Genomic DNA, 16,968 nt, shown 5'->3' on the forward strand with positions numbered 1-16,968 from the left:
GCTCACCCACCTGATGCTGATTCAACGCGTCCCTCAATGCCGGGGCCGATGCGCGTGACGATCAACGCGACCACCGCAATCCGCTCCACCTGCTGATAGCCCGGGGTCAACAATTCTTCACCGAACACGTCGGGGTCGAGTTCACGATAGGTCCAGCTAAACATCGCTGATTCCAGACGCGGCGCCAGCGCCTCCAGGAACGGATCGCGGCCATCGATCATCGCCACGCCGGTGTACAACACCAATGAGCCACCGGGGGCCAGGCGATACAAGGCTTGCTCGACAATGCGCATCGACAATTGAGCGCCAAACGCTCCGCCGCCGTGACGGTAAGCACGCTCGGCCGGATCGGCCATGTACGGAGGATTGGCGACGATCAGGTCGAAGTTGCCGTCGACGTCCTGCAGCACGTCGCTGGCCTCGATACTGACGTTGGTCACTTGCGCGAGTGCAGCGTTGACCGCCGTCAGGCGCAGCGCCGCCGGGTTGATATCAACGGCCAGCACTTCGGCCTCACGGCGAGCGCGGGCGATCACTATCGCGCCGACGCCAGCGCCGCAACCGATGTCCACGGCCCGTCTGATCGGCGTGAACGTTTGCTGCAGTCGGGCATGAATCAGTTGCGCGAAACGGTAGGTGTCCGGGCCGAAGAACACCGAGTCAGCGGCGTCGGTGGGGAATCCGGAATGCACGAACAGCAAGTTATCCAGACTTGACCAGCGCACACGACTTTTCAGCCGGCCGTGGCTATCCTCGAGGATGTCCGCCTGTTGTAACTGGCGCTGTTCATCCGCCGACAACAGCCCCGGCTCAAATGGCCGCGACCAGCCAAAGACATCGCGCAGGGTCTTCGCGCTTTGCCCTGCCCAGCGATCATTGACCCGCTGATGGGTCAGCGGCGTCGGTGTGATGAATTGGTAACCGTCAGCCTGCAAGCGGCGCCCCAGCTGCAGCAGAACCAGATCGGCAGCGCCCAATTGGTCTTCCTGATTCATTGAAAGGTTCCCTATCGCAGGCTGGATTTGAGTTCGATAAACCGTCGCGTGGCCATCAGGCCAGCGGGGTGCGAATGTCGATGAGCCGACAACCACGGAATCAACACCGCCATTTGCTCGTGAGCGGCCAGCCCTTGCAGCGCCGCTTGCAGACAATGGATGTCCGGATCATTGGCCGGCACTTCGGCTTCAACCGCGCCACGGTTACTGCGGCGAATAGCGGGTGCTGAATGTTCGGGCGTCCAGTCCCCGGCGATCCAGTCGTGCAGCAGTTGTTTTTCATAGGGGCTGAACACGCCGAACATCGCCGCCCCATCACCCTCGATCAACTGCCAGAACCGGCTGTCTTGCGGGTCTTGATGACGCTTGATCCAGCCTTTGTTTTCCATCGCAGTGAGAAAGCCGGGCAGTTGCTCCGGCGCCGACAACCATTGATTGACGGTCTTGCCTTCAAAGCGGCAGTAGTCGGAGTGCATGTGCTGGCCGAACGGGCGTTTACGCTCAAGCATGCTCAGCACTTCGCGGTAGAGGTCGAACGACTCGATGATGACGCGACTGCCCTGCCCTAGATCGTTAAGTCGATAACCCAGCGCCACCCTGCGCAAAAAGTCTTCTCGATCACCTTCCAGCGGCAACAGTTGCAGCACCGACTGCACGGCTTTCTGCGCGTGGCCGGTGCTGGCATTGTCGATGGTCACGTGCAGCGTGAAGTAATACGGATCAATGCCCAACTCACTGAGTTCATAGGCACTGATCAGCAGATGCAACGGCAGTTGTTCATAGCCAAGGTTATAGCCAATCACCTCCGGCAAAAAATCATCACCACACTCACCCAGCGCCAGTTGGATCGCACCTTGCAGGTAACGCCCGTCAGCGATGACGCCGCTGTCTTGCAAGCCCTGCTCGGCAAGCAGTTTGCGGTAGATCGCCACGTGATTCCGCGCCGGATTGCCGTCGCCCAACTCCTCGAGAAAGGTGCCAATCAGGCCTTCGAAACGCGGGTCGCGCCACTGCGGCAGCAGGCCATGCAGCCATGCGCCGTCAACCAGTTTGGTTGGGGCCACTGCTTGTAAAAAAAACAGCGCCTGCGCTTTGTGGCTAAAGTACTGCCGCGGGCCACCTGCCTTACGCTGTTGCAAGTAGTCGGCGTATTGACGGGCCACCTCGGCGCAGTGCTGTTCGACCCAGACGCGCCAGGTTGAAGGCTCTTGCGGCAGTTCCTCAGGAAGGCCCGCTGCTTGCTGCAGTTGCGCGCGCAGGAACGTTTGGGCGAGCACGCGTTTTTGCTCGCCAGCGTCGCCCAGCAATAGTTGCTGGTAAATGTGCTTAACGCTGCCAGCAGTCGACATCGCGTGTTCGTGGGCAGGCTGGGACTCAAGTCGTGTCAGGGCAGTCATAAAGGCGTCTCTCGGTCTGAGGCCAGTGGCAGGACGTTGAATCAACACGTCTCTACATCAGCAGAGCGATGCGCCCGGAAAATAATTCAATCGGCGTTGAAATTGCCCGGACAGACGGGCTTGTGACGCGGCACGTGGTTGGCGTCGAGTGAATATACTCAACGAGTGAACGCATCCCCGGAGAGCCATTATGCGAACGGTTCACGTCATCGAGTCCGAAAAAACACCAGGGCCGGTCAATGTCGTCGGCGAGACCATCACCATTCTCGCGGGCGGCGATCTGAGCAAACCCTTTGAAATGCATATTCAGGAAGGCGTCCAGGGCGGTGGGCCGCCGCCGCATTTTCACCCATGGGACGAGGCTTTTTACGTTATCGACGGGCAAGTCGAAGTGACGGTCGAGGGCAAACCAACCCTCATCTCGAGCGGAGGCTATGTGCATATTCCCGGTGGTTCCATTCACGCCTACAAGAACATCAGCCCGACCGCGAAAATGATCGGTGTGGTGTCTGATCCGCGGGGTGGCCAGTTCTTTGCGGCGATGGATCAGCTCAAGGTGCCAGAGGATTTGCCGCGAATACTTGAGGTCGCTGAAGACCACGGTGTCACGTTCCTGATACCGAAACCCTTGTAGGAGCGAGCTTGCTCGCGAAGGACGTTAACGATAACGCGCTCTTCCTGAATAAATGCGTTGCTCTTAAGTCCTTCGCGAGCAAGCTCGCTCCTACAGGGTTGTTAGCTCAGGTTCCCGCAGAAAATATTCCGGTCACCATCAGCCGGGCTTTGACGCACAACCAATGCATAGCCACCGGTGCGAAGCGTATCGAAGGCTACAGGCGCGCTTTTCCAGAAATACTGGAGCGATGCCGACGAATAGAACCGTGCATTAGGGCCGTCGTTCATGTCATAGGCGGGTTTCGAACCCAGGTTCGTACAGCTTCCCTGATAGATGTAGGCAGATAAACGGCCTGGTAATGCGCTGCCCATGGGTTCGCCACTGACAGCAAACCAGAAGACTGTCGCATTACCGCTGGCCATCATGACGGGGCTGGCAATTTTACCGGCGTTGATGGGCGTAGCATGGAGGGGAACGTTGGTGACCTGGCTGTCAGGAACTGATGAGCACCCAGATATACACCCGACTGCTACCACCAACGCCAGCGAAGATACGATTTTCATCGTGAAACTCCCGCTTTTTAAGGACGCGTTGAAGTGATCCCCCTTGTCAATTTTAGCTGTCAGGGGAAAGCAGGCATTTCTTCGGATGGTCGGTCTGGTGAATGGGTAGTGAATTGATCTCTAGCGCCAACCTGCAACATCGCCAAAAGATCGCAGGCTTCGCCAGCGCCTACAGAAATTGTGTACATCCGTTAATTGCGGGTGCATGCGGTCGGTGTAGGAGCTGGCGAAGCCTGCGATCTTTTGATCTTCCCACTCAGGCCGCGCCACCCTTGGCTTGTTGCTCCAGATGCACTTGCAGCTCTGGATCGATTTTCAGCGCCGCCGCCAATTCATCCAGATAACTACGCTCGGCGTCCTGCTGATCGTCCACCAGCATGACGCTGGCCAGGTACATTTCCGCCGCTATCGCCGGATCCGTCGCCGACCGCGCCACATCGGCAGCGTCGAGTGGCCGGGCCACTTCATCGTCCAGCCATTGCTGCAGTTGCGGGTCATCGGTGTGCCGGCCGATTTCGGTGCTGATCATCTGCTTTTCGGCATCGTCGATCCGGCCGTCGGCCTTGGCCGCTGCTATTAATGCACGCAGAACCGCATGGCTGTGATCTTCCACTTCCGGACCGGATAACAAGTCAACAGTGCGCGGGGCCTGTTGCGGGGCTGCGGCCTGATTGCGTTGCCAGGCTTGATAGGCCTGAAACGCCATCATCCCTAACGACGCCAACGCCGCATAGTTAGTACCGCCGCTCGACCGGGTCTGGGTCGAACCGCCAGGGGATGAGCCGCCCAGCAGGCCACCGAGCAAACCACCCAGGCCACCACCACCGCCCGCACTTGAACCGCCCGCCCCGCCCATCAGGCCGCCGAGCAGTCCGCCCAGTTCGCCGAGCCCGCCCTGACCTGACTCGCCACCGCCGCCCTGTTGCGACAACGAGCCCTGCCCGCCTCGTAAAAGTTGTTCGAGCAAATCGCTGGTGTTCATGATGACGTCCTCATCGATAGAAGGGATCCAGTCAGGCAACGATAGTCCTCGCAGGTGAATGCGCCACCACCGTTTGGCTTAAGCAACGGCAAGATCAAAAGATCGCAGCCTTCGGCAGGTCCTACAGGGGAAATCGTGTTCTGGCTGGAAAATGCACCGCCTTTCAGCTCATCGCGAGCAAGCTCGCTCTGTAGGAGCTGCCGAAGGCTGCGATCTTTTGATCTTTTGATCTTTTATCCCCCGAGCCCAAGTGAACGGCATGACCGATAAATCCAGAGTATTTTTTGGCAGCCCAGCTAAGATTTACAGACGGTGAACCTTATTCCCGAATTTCCGGTCGATACCTGCAACCCGACCCGGTTTGCCGCCGCCCTCGATCATAAGGGTGATGACTGGCTTGCTTCACTTTCTGGAGAACGCCCCCGTGATATCCACCCTACACATCGCCAGGCTCAAAGCATGGGGCGCCCATGGTTTCACCGCCACTGGCGTGGTCACTGCCTTCCTCGCAACCCTCGCCTTACTGGAAAACCAGCCCACCAACTGCCTGCTGTGGCTGGGCGTCGCCCTGATCGTCGATGGACTGGACGGCGCGCTGGCGCGCAAGGTCAATGTACAGTCGGTGCTGCCAAGTTTCGACGGCTCGATCCTCGATCTGGTCATCGATTACCTGACGTACGTGTTTATCCCGGCGCTGTTCATCTATCGCTACGTTCCGTTGCCGGATTACACGCTGCTGCTGACCGTGTCGCTGATTCTGGTCTCGTCGCTGTTTTGCTTCTGCAACGTCAACATGAAGAGCAAGGACAACTACTTCCAGGGCTTCCCCGCCGCGTGGAACGTCGTTGCGCTGTGCCTGTACATCATTGCACCGTCACCGTGGATCACCTTGCTCACGGTCATCGGCCTGGCGTTGCTGACCGTAACGCAGATGAAATTCCTTCACCCGTTTCGCGTACGCAAGTTCATGCCGATCAACATCGCCGTCACAGCCATTTGGTTGTTGTGCAGTTTGTCGTTGGTGATCAACCATCCCGTCATCAACCCGATGGTGATGGGGCTTTGGTTGCTGATGTCGGCTTACTTCCTGGGCATCTGCATCTGGCGTACGGCGCTGGAGTGGTTCGACGAATCGCGGCACAAGTAAGACGATATGCCCATCCATATCGTACGACTCGGTTCACCGCGCCTGCCGGATGAAGGCCTGCGCCTGGGCACGGTGCGCCGCCCTCCTCGCGGCGTACCGAAGTCCGAATTCGCCCGTCGTGATTTTTATGATGTATGGCAGCCGCTGCTTTCGCCGAGCGCGGAACTGGTCGCCGAAGCCAAAGCCGCCACCGATGACAAAGCCTGGGACGCCTTCAAGCGCAAGTTCAAGACAGAGATGAACCATCCTGCGCCCAGTCAACTGCTCGATCTATTGGCCGTTCTCTCCCATCAAACCTCACTGGCGGTGGGTTGTTATTGCGAGGATGAAGTGCACTGCCATCGCTCGGTGTTGCGCGAGCTGCTGACAGCACGCGGCGCCAAGGTTGTCTAAATAGCGCGATCACCACCAATCCCTGTAGGAGCGAGCTTGCTCGCGATGGAGTGTCAGGCAAAGTTGATTCAACTGACACACCATCGCGAGCAAGCTCGCTCCTACACGCTACCGAGTCAACCAAAGTCTCAAGGCTATCAACGTCGGGTGATGACTACTTCAAGGTATTCACTCGGCACCACCAGCGACTTGTTGCCCGCACGGTTCATGCGGTTCAACAGTTCGGTCAGGTCAGTTTCAAGCGCCTTGGCGCCCTCGGGCGGCAACGCCGCAAACGCTTTGTGGGCCGGACCGTACCAGTTGCGGAACACATCGATGAAATGCGCGGCCGAGCGATAACGGAAGTTGAAGGTCCGGCGTGTCACCTGGAGCAAAAAGTCACGCTGATCGAAGTGCGTGTGCAGCCAGGCTTCGGTGCCCCACTGGGACGGCGGTTGAGCTCCCGAAGGGGGCGGCACGTGGCGGCCGAGGGTCTTGAACATCTGGCCGACAAAACCTTCGGGCGTCCAGTTGGCCAGGCCGATCCGGCCTCCAGGGCGACAGACTCGTGCCAGCTCCGAAGCGGCTTTGGCCTGGTCCGGCGTAAACATCACCCCAAAGGTCGACAGCACCGCATCGAAGCTGGCATCCGCAAAGGGCAGCGCCTCGGCATCGGCCACTTGAAAAGTCACTTCCAGATGTTCGGCCTTGGCCCGGTCTTCGCCGCGCTCAAGCAGTGCACCCACATAGTCGGTGGAGGTGACGTGGCAGCCACGGCGTGCGGCGGCGAGTGTTGCATTGCCGTTGCCGGCGGCGACATCCAGCACGTTCTCATCGCACAGCAGGTCGCAGGCCTCGGCGAGCTGCTCGCCGACAATCTGCAAGGTGGTGCCGATCACGGCGTAATCGCCACTGGCCCACGCGGCCATTTGACGCTGTTTCAAGGCAGTAAGATCAATGGGTGTACTCATGAATTCCGCTCCGTTGCGGGTTGGAAAACAGCCCCGGCTTATTCTGCCGTGGTGGGGTCGATGACGGCCGCGACCTGGGAAATGCGATTGGCCGGGAAACCGCTCTGTTTGGCGTGCTCCCTGATCAACTCTTCGTTCGGCGCGATGTACACGCAATAGAGCTTGTCACCGGTGACATAGCTCTGCTGCCACTGCACTTGCGGCAAGTCGCGCAACACCTTGCAGGACTTTTGCGAAGCCGCTTTCAAATCCCTTTCTGACATTGTTCCAGCGCCCGGGATCTCGCGCTCTATGATGAACTTTGGCATGGCAACCTCTCATTCTTGTTATTGATGACAGGGTCGGGTGACCCTGTTTGCCAACTATCGCGCCGGGCAACGTCGGCGTCCTGCCCGATCGTCGGCCAAGACTGTCCGATCGTCCGGAGATTTCGCGTCGCGCGGCGACAGGCTCACAATCAAACGTCGCCCCGCCGCCAACACGGAAATCATCATGGACGCCCTGTCTCAAACCCTGCGTGTCGTCCGCCTGGTCGGCGCGATTTTCATCAACGCCAGGTTCACCGCCCCCTGGTGCTACCAGTCGCCCAGCGCCGACGCGGCGGCGCCGTTCCTGGAGCCCGGCGCCGAACGGGTGGTGATCTTTCACCTGATCACCGAAGGCGAGTGTTACGTCGAACTCGGTGACGATCCCCCCCTTTTGCTGACCGCCGGCGATGTCGTGGTGTTCCCTCAGGGAGACGCCCATCGCATGGGCTCCGAGCCAGGCTTGGCACCGGCGACCGGTGCCCGGCTGGACGTGGTGTTGTCACGTCGTCCACGGCAATTGAGTTATGGCGGTGGCGGGGCCGTCACGCGGTTGGTGTGCGGCTATCTGGCGTGCGATACGCGGTTGGCGGGCATGATGCTGACGGGATTGCCCGCGGTGGTCAGGGTCAATGTGCGCGGCTCGAATGCCGGCATCTGGCTGGAGTCTTCGGTCCGTTACGCGTTGGCAGAGGCCCGGTCGCCACGGCCGGGCGGTGAAGGTGTGTTGGCGAAACTGGCCGAGGTGTTGTTCATCGAAGTGCTGCGCCTGTACATGAACGAACAGGGCGAAGGTCGTACCGGTTGGCTGGCGGGCGTGGGCGACCGGATCGTCGGCGGCGCATTGAATGCGTTGCACAAAAAACCCTGTCACGCCTGGACACTGGATGAACTGGCGCGTACTGCCGGGACTTCAAGGTCGGTGTTGGCGGAACGGTTTCAGCAACTGGTGGGGAGTTCGCCGATGCAGTATTTGACGCAATGGCGCATGTTGCTGGCGGCCAACCTGTTACGCAGCAGCAACAGCTCATTGATGCGCATTGCCGAAGAAGTCGGCTACCAGACCGATACAGCGTTCAGCCGGGCCTTTCGTCGAGAGTTCGGAGCACCGCCAGCGGCGTGGCGGCGCAGTCAGGTAACGTCTCGGCCCGCCCTCGGGATTGCCGATACGCCGTGACCGCCACACGAAACGTAGCAGCTGGCGAAGCCTGCGTTCGGCTGCGAAGCAGTCGTAAAATCAGAACTCGCGGTGTATCAGGAACACCAAGAAAGCCGAATTTACGACTGCTTCGCAGTCGAACGCAGGCTTCGCCAGCTGCTACAAAAATGGGTGGGGACGCTGCTGGAGGGTTTTCAAGTCAGGAAAAAACCAATGGCCCACGGCGCGCAACCGGTGAGCCATTGATCTTTGGGGTTACGCGGCTGCGGGGGCTTTGGCGTCGGCCTTGGCCTCTTCCAGCAACTGCTGAATCACCTTCTCCTGCGTCTCGTAGCTGCCTTCACCGAAGTGGGTGTAACGCACCTGGCCCTTGGCGTCGATCAGGTAGTGAGCCGGCCAGTATTGGTTGTCGAAGTTGCGCCAGATCGCATAGTTGTTGTCGATTGCCACCGGGTAAGTAATGCCGAGTTTTTTCACCTGATCCTTGACGTTGTCGATGATGCGTTCGAAACCGTATTCAGGGGTGTGGACGCCTATCACCACCAGGCCATCCTTCTCGTACTTCTTCGCCCAGTCCTTCACGTACGGCAAGGTGTGTTGGCAGTTGATGCAGTCGAAGGTCCAGAAATCCACCAGGACCACTTTGCCTTTCAGGGCGTCGTTGGTCAGGGCGGGCGAGTTGAGCCATTCGACCGCGCCGGACAGCGACGGCATGGCGCCTTTGGCGTTGTCCATCGATGAGTCGGCCTTGACCTTGCTGACCATGTAATCGACGACTTTGGGGACCGTTTCCAGCACGCTTCTCTCGACGCTACTCACGCTTTCGGACGAGGTGCCGGCCAGCAGTGTCTTGTCCGCGCCGGTGGAAATCACCGCGGCAGCGGCCAGCACGGCAACACCGGCACTACGACGCAGCCAGCCAGTGACCGGGATCGAGGATTTCAAGCGATTGACCAGGCCGCGACCGGCGAAGATCAGGGTGCCAAGGGACAAAGCGCTGCCCAGGCCGTACGCCACCAGCAACAAACTGGTCTGGGCGTTCGCGCCTTGAAGCATGGCGCCGGTGAGGATCACGCCGAGGATCGGCCCGGCGCACGGCGCCCAGAGCAGACCGGTGGCGACGCCGATCATGACCGAGCTCAAGGGGCCGGACATTTTGCGGGTGTCGGGGTCAAGGTGATTACCCAGCGCCACGAACGGACGGGCCAGCCAGTCACCGACCCGGGCAGAGATCAACGACAGGGCAAACAGCACCATCACAATCAGGGCGACGTGGCGACCGGTGTTGTTGGCTTGTACCACCCACTCGCTGCTGACCACGGCCAGGCTGGAGATCAGGGCGAAGGTCAGGACCATGCCGCCGAGGGTGAGCACGATCGAGGACCGCGCGCGGTCAACACCCGCAAACAGGAACGGCACGACCGGGAGGATGCAGGGGCTGAGGACGGTCAAAACGCCGCCCAGGAAAGCGATGAGGAACATGAAGTTCACCTTGAAATACGAGGGTGGCAATTCACACACGCCCCCCTGTAGGAGCGAGCTTGCTCGCGAAGGTGTGTCAGTCGAATCAACTTTGCCTGACACTCCATCGCGAGCAAGCTCGCTCCTACAGGGGGATTGTGGTGTTTACAGAACATTGTTTTGCTTCACGCCGTCTGGTTTTCCAGTTGCTGCCCCTGCGGCGTACGGCCGGAGCCGTCCTGTGCCAGAAAGGCGTTCCCGCCCTTCTCCGCCACGGGCGTCAGTTGAAAGCACGTAGCGTTGCCACAACTGCTTTGTGCAACAGCGGCGTTGGCATGGGCGGCGGTACCGGCAAGGGCGAAGGCCGTGGCGGTTAAAAAGCGAGTGACGTGGTTCATGGCGTTTTCCTGTTTCAAATGGGATGGGCAATCGCTCAGCGAAGGACTCAGTTATCTGTGTTGCAGCCGTCCGCGAATTTGCGGTAGTCCAGGACCTGGGTCTTGTTGTGGGAATCCAGGTAGGTCAATCGGGCATTCACAATCCCGCAGGAAGGCGTAGCGTCCTGTTTCATCGAGATCACGGTCTTGATGTCCAGGTGCGTGCCGTAGGTGTAGGTCTTAGGGGTGACATCGGCTTCGGCGCGGGCCGACAAGGTGCAGATGTTCAGGGCGGCAAACAGGCAAGCGGCGTAGATGGCTTTAGTGTTCATGGTGATGTCCTCAAGGCTTCAATGGGCAGGTCGTTCAATTGAGCCGAGGCAGTCTGGTTTGCCTCGTTGGAACCCATTAGAAGCCCGTGAGGTATCCCGACTGTGTCGAAAACAGGCGGGTGTAAATCGGTACGTATCAAAGTCAGCCCTTGATACACAGCGATACAAACCCTCTGAAAATTCATGTTTTTGCGTCCCCGTGTATCCGCCGACACACCAGATACACTGCAATACAAAGGGCTGCGGGCGCGCGGGCCAAGGCTCGATAGACTGCTCGACACTCCCCACTCACAGAGGCAAGGTCCCATGGAACACGTCGATCACATTCTCATCGTGGACGATGACCGCGAGATCCGGGAACTGGTAGGCAATTACCTGAAGAAGAACGGCCTGCGCACCACCGTCGTCGCGGACGGACGGCAAATGCGCGCCTTCCTTGAGTCCACGCCCGTGGACCTGATCGTGCTCGACATCATGATGCCGGGCGACGACGGCCTGCTGCTTTGCCGCGAGCTGCGCGCCGGCAAACACAAGGCCACGCCCGTGCTGATGCTCACCGCCCGCAACGACGAGACTGACCGCATCATTGGCCTGGAAATGGGCGCCGACGATTACCTGGTCAAGCCGTTCGCCGCCCGCGAGCTGCTGGCGCGAATCAATGCGGTGCTGCGCCGTACGCGGATGCTGCCGCCGAACCTGGTGGTGACTGAAAGCAGTCGTCTGCTGGCGTTCGGGCGCTGGCGCCTGGACACCTCGGCCCGGCACTTGCTCGACTCGGACGACACGATGGTCGCGCTCAGTGGCGCCGAATATCGATTGCTGCGTGTGTTTCTCGATCACCCGCAACGCGTGCTCAATCGCGACCAGCTGCTCAACCTGACCCAGGGCCGCGACGCCGATCTGTTCGACCGTTCCATCGATTTGCTGGTAAGCCGCTTGCGTCAGCGCTTGCTGGACGATGCCCGTGAACCGGCCTACATCAAAACCGTGCGCAGTGAAGGCTATGTGTTTTCCTTGCCGGTGGAAGTGCTGGGTGCGCCGTCATGAACGTCTCGATGCGTTGGCCTCGCACCCTCGCCTCCCGGCTCTCGCTGATTTTCCTGATCGGGCTGATCCTGGCCCAGGCGCTGTCCTTCGGCGCGCAGTATTACGAGCGTTACGAAAGCGCGAAAAACACCATGCTGGGCAATCTGGAAACCGACGTTTCGACGTCCATCGCCATCCTCGATCGCTTGCCAGCCGAAGAGCGCAAGGGTTGGCTGCAACAACTGGAACGGCGCAACTACCGGTACCTGCTGGATGAAGGCTCGCCAGGCGTGCCCATGAGCGATACACCCATCGCAGTGACCTCGATCAAAGACGCCATCGGCAAGGATTACCCGATGACCGTGACCGACATCCCCGGTGAGCAAAAACACTTTCAGGTCCATCTCAAACTGGCGGACGGCAGCCCGGTGACCATCGACGTCCGGCCCTCCATGGTGCCGTTGTCGCCATGGCTGCCCTTCGTGCTACTGGGGCAGCTGGCGTTGATGATCATCTGCACCTGGCTCGCGGTGAGAATTGCCATCCGTCCCCTCAGTCGCCTCGCCCAGGCCGTCGAGACCCTGGACCCCAATGCCCATCCCGTGCACCTGGACGAAAAAGGCCCGACTGAAGTGGCTCATGCGGCCATGGCTTTCAATTCGATGCAGGCGCGCATCGCGGCGTATCTGAAAGAACGCATGCAACTGCTGGCGGCGATTTCCCACGACCTGCAAACCCCGATCACCCGCATGAAACTGCGCGCCGAATTCATGGACGACTCCAGCGAGAAAGACAAACTGTGGAACGACCTTGGCGAAATGGAACACCTGGTGCGCGAAGGCGTGGCGTATGCCCGCAGCATTCACGGTTCCACCGAGGAAAGTCGACGCACCGACCTGGATTCGTTCCTCGACAGCCTGGTGTTTGACTACCAGGACATGGGCAAGGACGTTCGCCTGGGCGGTAAAAGTGCGGCGGTGATCGACACCCGGCCACACGCGTTACGCCGGGTGTTGGTCAACCTGACCGACAACGCATTGAAGTTCGCGGGGGCTGCCGAATTATGGGTGGAAGCGAAAAACGGCAGCCTGTCGGTGAAAGTCATGGACCGCGGGCCCGGGATTGCCAAGGAGGAATTGGCCCATGTGATGGAACCGTTCTACCGCGTAGAGAATTCGCGTAACCGCAGCACCGGCGGGACCGGGTTGGGATTGGCGATTGCGCAACAGCTGGCGCTGGCGATCGGGGGGTCGTTGACGTTGAGTAATCGTGAAGGGGGTGGGTTGTGCGTGGAATTGAAATTACCCCTGTAGGAGCGAGCTTGCTCGCGATGGGCGTAAACGATAACGCGTGTTTCCTGAATAAACGCGTAATCGTTAACGTCCATCGCGAGCAAGCTCGCTCCTACAGTGCGTTAAATCACAAACCGTGATACCAGCGCATTCAAATCCACCGCCAGACGCGACAGTTCATGCGTGGCGGCGCTGGTCTGGTTGGCACCGGCGGCGGACTGCGAGGCGAGGTCGCGGATGTTCACCAGGTTGCGGTCGACTTCACGGGAAACCTGCGCCTGTTCCTCCGAAGCGCTGGCGATCACCAGGTTACGTTCGTTGATCAAATGGATCGACTGGGTGATCTGCTCCAGCGCCACACCGGCAGCGCGAGCCCTTTCCAGCGTGCTCTGGGTGCGCTGATTGCTTTGCTGCATCGACGAAACCGCTTCGCCCGTACCGTTCTGGATGCCGGCGACCATCTTCTCGATTTCCTGGGTCGATTGCGCAGTACGGTGCGCCAGCGCCCGGACCTCATCCGCCACCACGGCAAAACCACGCCCGGCCTCACCGGCACGGGCGGCTTCGATCGCGGCGTTCAGCGCCAACAGGTTGGTTTGCTCGGCGATGGCGCGAATCACGTCCAATACCTTGCCGATGTCGCGCCCCTGAGCGGCCAGGCCTTCGATCATCAACGACGTGTTCTGTACGTCATGGGTCATGGTCTGGATCGCGTCCACCGTTTCCACCACGCGGTCGCGACCTTCACGGGCCGCCTGGGTCGACTGGCTTGAGGCTTCGGACGTCGACACTGCGTTGCGGGCGACTTCTTCCACGGCGGCGGTCATTTCGTTGACGGCCGTGGCGGCCTGTTCAATTTCGTTGTTCTGCTGTTGCAGGCCCCGGGACGCTTCCTCTGTGACCGTGCTGAGTTCTTCGGCGGCAGCCCCCAGTTGAGTGGCGGAACCGGCGATCTGCTCGATGGTTTGGCGCAAGTTGGCCTGCATGGCGGACAAGGCACCCAGCAAACGGGCCGGTTCATCCTTGCCATCGATTTCGATGGCTTTGGTCAGGTTGCCACCCGCAATGATTTCGGCAGCCTGGAGCGCACGGTTCAGCGGCGTGACGATGCTGCGGGTCAACAGCCATGCCAGTAGCACCGTCATCAGGGCCGCTACCACCGCGATCGCGATGATGCCGGTCATCGCGATGCTGTAGTGCTCGCCCGCAACGGCCGAGGCGGTTTTGGCATAGCCCGTGTTGAGTGCCACCAGTTTATTGAGCTGCTCACCCATCTGGTCGGTGCCGTCCTTGATCCGTGTATTGATCACGGTGCGCATCTCATCGAGCTTGTTCTGTCGCGACAGCTCCAACATCTGGTTCTGGGCTTGCATGTAACCGTCCAGAGTGGCCGTGAACGTCTTGTACAGCGCAGCTTCTTCCGGCTGGGCGGGCAAGGCTGCGTAACTGGCCTGGGCATTACGGAAATTGTCGACGAGCACGCCGATACGCGTCTGGGCATCCTGCAACGCGGCCGGTTCACGGTTGACCAACACCCGGAACGAGAGAATGCGCATCCGCAGGACGTTTTCCGTCATGTTGCCCAGAAACCCGACGCTGGGCAGTTGGTTGCTTTCAATGTCGATGGAGGCCTGGCGGATGATCGTCATGCGGTTCACGGCAAACACACCGAGCACGATGACCAGCAAGGCGATGAACGCGAAACCCAGGAAAGCTCGAGGCGCGATGTTCAGATTACGCAGTGACATAGGATGATTCTCGGGTGATTGAAGCGTCGAGCATCCTTGCCGTGATCGCTGTGGGGGCAGGCGTTGACGCGCACCTTTCAGCTTGGCGCCACGGGGGTAACAGGTGTGTGCGCGCCTGTTATCTGTATCGGCTGGTGTTGAGGTTTTTTGCGGGGATAGGGAAAAAAAATGACGGGCGGTACGCTTGTTTCAGCGGTACACCCGGTGGGGGGGTGTAACGCCAATCTAATGTGGGAGCGGGCTTGCTCGCGAAGAGGGACTTACATCCAACAATGATGTCGGCTGAATGCCCCTCTTCGCGAGCAAGCCCGCTCCCACATTTGGGTTGTGGTGTTTGGGTGATTGTGCTCGGTCAGGCAGCTATGCCAACCACCCCGTCCCCCTGCATCTGCCGCAGCAACGCCGCCCCGTTGTCCATAAACGCTTGCGATCCCGCTGCTCCCGCCTCCACTGCCAATCCTTCCAACTGCTCACGCCCGCTCAGTTGAGGCATTTCCCCGATCCGCTGCAACAACCGCCACGCCAACGGGCTCAATTCGGAAAACCTCACACTCCAGTCCTCCGTTCGACGAACCAGTAGCAAGGTCGGCTGAGCCGGTATCGCCTCTGGCTGGTAATCCGGCCCAACCAACTGTACCGGCCAGGCATAAGCCAACGGCCAGGCCAGGGGCGATACCTGCAAGGGTCGATCCAGCAGCAGCCCGGCATCGCTGGGGGCCAATGGCTCGGCTTCCGATTGTTGCAGCACCATCTCAATCCACTCGTAATGCGCGAGTTCCACCATGAACGGCGGCCATGGCCCGTGGTCCAGCGCTGGCGGTTCAGCGGCGAGAAACTCGACAAACTCCCTGGCGATCTCACCGAATTTCGGCGTGCGCGCGCGGTAGTCCCGCAGGAAGATACGCACCAGAGAATGCCAGCGCTCATCACCGAGAATCTTGATCAGTACCGGGAAGGTGCCGCTGAGCAGCGACGACAGGTTCGCGAAAATCAGGTCGCGATAAACCTGAGCCCGCGCCACGTCCATCCCGGCGGGCGGCGCGCAGTGATCGGGGTCGCGCAGGTAACGGCCCAGTGTGTTCTGCTGCTGAAACAGGCCTGGTTTATCCACGACTCACCCCCTCGATCTGCAAGCGGCGAATGGTCTGCAATTCGGCCACCAGTTCAGAAAACGCCGGGAAGTTGAAATCCCGCTCCAGTAGCGTCGGTCGTGCGCCGAACCGGGCATAGGCCTCGGCCAGCAACGCCCAGACCACCGGTTTGACCGAGGCACCGTGGGTATCGATTTTCAACGTGTCGGACTCATCGAAATGCCCGGCCACGTGCATCGCGACCACCCGGCCCGGGTCGATGCCGGCCAGAAAAACCTGTGGATCGAAACCGTGGTTGATTGAGTTCACGTACACATTGTTGACGTCCAGCAGCAGGTCGCAATCGGCTTCGCGCAACACCGCGTTGGTGAACGTCAGCTCGTCCATGTCCTGCCGGGGCGCGGCGTAGTAGGAAACGTTTTCCACCGCCAGACGCCGACCGAGAATGTCCTGAGCCTGACGGATTCGTGCGGACACGTGGTGCACCGCTTCTTCGGTAAAGGGTAACGGCAACAGGTCGTAAAGGTGACCGTCGTCGCTGCAATAGCTCAGGTGTTCGCTGTACAGCGGCACGTTGTATTGATCGAGGAAGCGTCGGACTTCCTGCAAGAGCCCGACGTCCAACGGGGCCGGCCCGCCCAATGACAGGGACAAACCGTGACAGGACAACGGAAAACGCTCGGCCAGGGCGCGTAACGCATGACCATGGGCGCCGCCGATGCCGATCCAGTTCTCCGGCGCGACTTCCAGAAAGTCGAAATCGCCCACGGGGGCGGCTTGAAGGTTTTTCATTAAACCGCGACGCAGGCCGAGCCCGACGGTCGCTGTCGTTGAGGTGACGGGAGTCGGCATGGTGTCGATCTCAAGGGTGGCCAGAACGGATTCACAGTTAAACGAAGTGGTGTATCGGGTCTGTGTTCGGCAGTGCCCGGGTGTTGCGGGCAACTGTATCGACAGGGGGATTAGATACAGAGAGATACAACACAAATCCTCTTTGTAGGAGGTAGGAGCGAGCTTGCTCGCGATGGTGTGTCAGCTACATGGGTGTCGACTGACACACCATCGCGAGCAAGCTCGCTCCTACAGTGGATTGGTGTCAGTCAAGAAATATGGGCTTTCGTCGCTCCGTGCAGC

General features: G+C 59.9%; 18 protein-coding genes and 1 pseudogene. 6 read left to right on the top strand and 13 right to left on the bottom strand.

Features of this window, described 5'->3' with window-relative positions:
• Positions 1-2: 2 nt before the first annotated feature.
• Both JFU37_RS19675 and JFU37_RS19680 read right to left on the bottom strand, forming a co-directional pair.
• Positions 3-995, bottom strand: coding sequence for a methyltransferase (locus JFU37_RS19675; RefSeq protein WP_201117648.1), 993 nt, complete (start codon positions 993-995; stop codon positions 3-5).
• 11 nt (positions 996-1,006) lie between these two features.
• A complete protein-coding gene (locus JFU37_RS19680) occupies positions 1,007-2,392 on the bottom strand; it encodes an iron-containing redox enzyme family protein (protein ID WP_201117651.1) in 1,386 nt (461 codons plus the stop codon).
• 190 nt (positions 2,393-2,582) lie between these two features.
• Here JFU37_RS19680 and JFU37_RS19685 point away from each other — a divergent pair, with 190 nt between their 5' ends.
• On the top strand, positions 2,583-3,026 hold the full coding sequence (locus JFU37_RS19685; protein WP_201117653.1) for a cupin domain-containing protein: 444 nt from the start codon (positions 2,583-2,585) through the stop codon (positions 3,024-3,026).
• 101 nt (positions 3,027-3,127) lie between these two features.
• Here the strand turns inward: JFU37_RS19685 and JFU37_RS19690 are convergent, their stop codons facing one another.
• Complete coding sequence (locus JFU37_RS19690) at positions 3,128-3,571, bottom strand: hypothetical protein (RefSeq protein ID WP_201117655.1); 444 nt, start codon at positions 3,569-3,571, stop codon at positions 3,128-3,130.
• A gap of 256 nt (positions 3,572-3,827) precedes the next feature.
• Positions 3,828-4,553: a tellurite resistance TerB family protein gene (locus JFU37_RS19695; RefSeq protein ID WP_201117657.1), complete on the bottom strand. Its 726-nt coding sequence runs from the start codon at positions 4,551-4,553 to the stop codon at positions 3,828-3,830.
• Between the two features lie 424 nt (positions 4,554-4,977).
• On the opposite strand from JFU37_RS19695, the gene pcsA reads away from it, so the two are divergent.
• Together pcsA and JFU37_RS19705 are read left to right on the top strand one after the other, a co-directional pair.
• Positions 4,978-5,700, top strand: coding sequence for a phosphatidylcholine synthase (gene pcsA / locus JFU37_RS19700; RefSeq protein WP_201117659.1), 723 nt, complete (start codon positions 4,978-4,980; stop codon positions 5,698-5,700).
• Between the two features lie 6 nt (positions 5,701-5,706).
• Positions 5,707-6,093 carry a DUF488 domain-containing protein gene (locus tag JFU37_RS19705; RefSeq protein WP_201117662.1) on the top strand — a complete coding sequence of 129 codons (387 nt, stop codon included), beginning with the start codon at positions 5,707-5,709 and terminating at the stop codon, positions 6,091-6,093.
• Positions 6,094-6,230: 137 nt separating this feature from the next.
• Here the strand turns inward: JFU37_RS19705 and JFU37_RS19710 are convergent, their stop codons facing one another.
• Both JFU37_RS19710 and JFU37_RS19715 read right to left on the bottom strand, forming a co-directional pair.
• Positions 6,231-7,043, bottom strand: coding sequence for a class I SAM-dependent methyltransferase (locus JFU37_RS19710; protein ID WP_201117664.1), 813 nt, complete (start codon positions 7,041-7,043; stop codon positions 6,231-6,233).
• Positions 7,044-7,081: 38 nt separating this feature from the next.
• Positions 7,082-7,351 (bottom strand): DUF4242 domain-containing protein, encoded by a 270-nt coding sequence (locus tag JFU37_RS19715; protein ID WP_201117666.1) that lies wholly within the window; start codon positions 7,349-7,351, stop codon positions 7,082-7,084.
• A 184-nt stretch (positions 7,352-7,535) separates the two neighbouring features.
• Between JFU37_RS19715 and JFU37_RS19720 the strand changes: the two genes are divergently transcribed.
• Entirely contained in the window at positions 7,536-8,525 is a 990-nt protein-coding gene (locus JFU37_RS19720) for an AraC family transcriptional regulator (RefSeq protein WP_201117668.1), read from the top strand.
• 237 nt (positions 8,526-8,762) lie between these two features.
• On the opposite strand, the gene JFU37_RS19725 is transcribed toward JFU37_RS19720, so the two are convergent.
• The 3 genes from JFU37_RS19725 to JFU37_RS19735 all read right to left on the bottom strand — a co-directional run bounded on the left by JFU37_RS19725 (position 8,763) and on the right by JFU37_RS19735 (position 10,677).
• Positions 8,763-9,989, bottom strand: coding sequence for a cytochrome c biogenesis protein DipZ (locus tag JFU37_RS19725; protein WP_201117671.1), 1,227 nt, complete (start codon positions 9,987-9,989; stop codon positions 8,763-8,765).
• A 164-nt stretch (positions 9,990-10,153) separates the two neighbouring features.
• Positions 10,154-10,366 (bottom strand): hypothetical protein, encoded by a 213-nt coding sequence (locus tag JFU37_RS19730; protein WP_201117673.1) that lies wholly within the window; start codon positions 10,364-10,366, stop codon positions 10,154-10,156.
• Positions 10,367-10,413: 47 nt separating this feature from the next.
• A complete protein-coding gene (locus JFU37_RS19735; protein ID WP_201117676.1) occupies positions 10,414-10,677 on the bottom strand; it encodes a DUF2790 domain-containing protein in 264 nt (87 codons plus the stop codon).
• 306 nt (positions 10,678-10,983) lie between these two features.
• Between JFU37_RS19735 and JFU37_RS19740 the strand changes: the two genes are divergently transcribed.
• Both JFU37_RS19740 and JFU37_RS19745 read left to right on the top strand, forming a co-directional pair.
• Positions 10,984-11,724 (top strand): response regulator, encoded by a 741-nt coding sequence (locus tag JFU37_RS19740; RefSeq protein WP_201117678.1) that lies wholly within the window; start codon positions 10,984-10,986, stop codon positions 11,722-11,724.
• Positions 11,721-13,016 carry an ATP-binding protein gene (locus JFU37_RS19745; protein ID WP_201117688.1) on the top strand — a complete coding sequence of 432 codons (1,296 nt, stop codon included), beginning with the start codon at positions 11,721-11,723 and terminating at the stop codon, positions 13,014-13,016. Before JFU37_RS19740 ends, JFU37_RS19745 begins: the two co-directional genes overlap by 4 nt.
• Before the next feature lie 101 nt (positions 13,017-13,117).
• Here JFU37_RS19745 and JFU37_RS31325 read toward each other — a convergent pair whose 3' ends face one another.
• The 4 genes and pseudogenes from JFU37_RS31325 to JFU37_RS19760 form a co-directional block, all read right to left on the bottom strand.
• Positions 13,118-13,981: a methyl-accepting chemotaxis protein gene (locus tag JFU37_RS31325; protein ID WP_446739604.1), complete on the bottom strand. Its 864-nt coding sequence runs from the start codon at positions 13,979-13,981 to the stop codon at positions 13,118-13,120.
• A gap of 39 nt (positions 13,982-14,020) precedes the next feature.
• A pseudogene (locus tag JFU37_RS31330) lies at positions 14,021-14,743 on the bottom strand (MCP four helix bundle domain-containing protein); the annotation flags it as partial.
• A 352-nt stretch (positions 14,744-15,095) separates the two neighbouring features.
• Positions 15,096-15,854 (bottom strand): HvfC family RiPP maturation protein, encoded by a 759-nt coding sequence (locus tag JFU37_RS19755; protein ID WP_201117702.1) that lies wholly within the window; start codon positions 15,852-15,854, stop codon positions 15,096-15,098.
• Entirely contained in the window at positions 15,847-16,686 is an 840-nt protein-coding gene (locus JFU37_RS19760; protein WP_201117704.1) for an HvfB family MNIO-type RiPP peptide maturase, read from the bottom strand. Before JFU37_RS19760 ends, JFU37_RS19755 begins: the two co-directional genes overlap by 8 nt.
• Positions 16,687-16,968: the final 282 nt, after the last annotated feature.

The organism is Pseudomonas sp. TH41 (assembly GCF_016650695.1).
Classification (GTDB): Bacteria; Pseudomonadota; Gammaproteobacteria; order Pseudomonadales; family Pseudomonadaceae; genus Aquipseudomonas.

Coding starts and splice junctions, on each gene's coding strand:
- JFU37_RS31325 (WP_446739604.1), bottom strand. CDS start 13,981: ATGCAGGCCAACTTGCGCCAAACCATCGAGCAGATCGCCGGTTCCGCC.
- JFU37_RS19720 (WP_201117668.1), top strand. CDS start 7,536: ATGGACGCCCTGTCTCAAACCCTGCGTGTCGTCCGCCTGGTCGGCGCG.
- JFU37_RS19690 (WP_201117655.1), bottom strand. CDS start 3,571: ATGAAAATCGTATCTTCGCTGGCGTTGGTGGTAGCAGTCGGGTGTATA.
- JFU37_RS19740 (WP_201117678.1), top strand. CDS start 10,984: ATGGAACACGTCGATCACATTCTCATCGTGGACGATGACCGCGAGATC.
- JFU37_RS19735 (WP_201117676.1), bottom strand. CDS start 10,677: ATGAACACTAAAGCCATCTACGCCGCTTGCCTGTTTGCCGCCCTGAAC.
- JFU37_RS19760 (WP_201117704.1), bottom strand. CDS start 16,686: ATGCCGACTCCCGTCACCTCAACGACAGCGACCGTCGGGCTCGGCCTG.
- JFU37_RS19695 (WP_201117657.1), bottom strand. CDS start 4,553: ATGAACACCAGCGATTTGCTCGAACAACTTTTACGAGGCGGGCAGGGC.
- JFU37_RS19675 (WP_201117648.1), bottom strand. CDS start 995: ATGAATCAGGAAGACCAATTGGGCGCTGCCGATCTGGTTCTGCTGCAG.
- JFU37_RS19715 (WP_201117666.1), bottom strand. CDS start 7,351: ATGCCAAAGTTCATCATAGAGCGCGAGATCCCGGGCGCTGGAACAATG.
- JFU37_RS19680 (WP_201117651.1), bottom strand. CDS start 2,392: ATGACTGCCCTGACACGACTTGAGTCCCAGCCTGCCCACGAACACGCG.
- JFU37_RS19745 (WP_201117688.1), top strand. CDS start 11,721: ATGAACGTCTCGATGCGTTGGCCTCGCACCCTCGCCTCCCGGCTCTCG.
- JFU37_RS19705 (WP_201117662.1), top strand. CDS start 5,707: ATGCCCATCCATATCGTACGACTCGGTTCACCGCGCCTGCCGGATGAA.
- JFU37_RS19725 (WP_201117671.1), bottom strand. CDS start 9,989: ATGTTCCTCATCGCTTTCCTGGGCGGCGTTTTGACCGTCCTCAGCCCC.
- JFU37_RS19730 (WP_201117673.1), bottom strand. CDS start 10,366: ATGAACCACGTCACTCGCTTTTTAACCGCCACGGCCTTCGCCCTTGCC.
- JFU37_RS19710 (WP_201117664.1), bottom strand. CDS start 7,043: ATGAGTACACCCATTGATCTTACTGCCTTGAAACAGCGTCAAATGGCC.
- JFU37_RS19685 (WP_201117653.1), top strand. CDS start 2,583: ATGCGAACGGTTCACGTCATCGAGTCCGAAAAAACACCAGGGCCGGTC.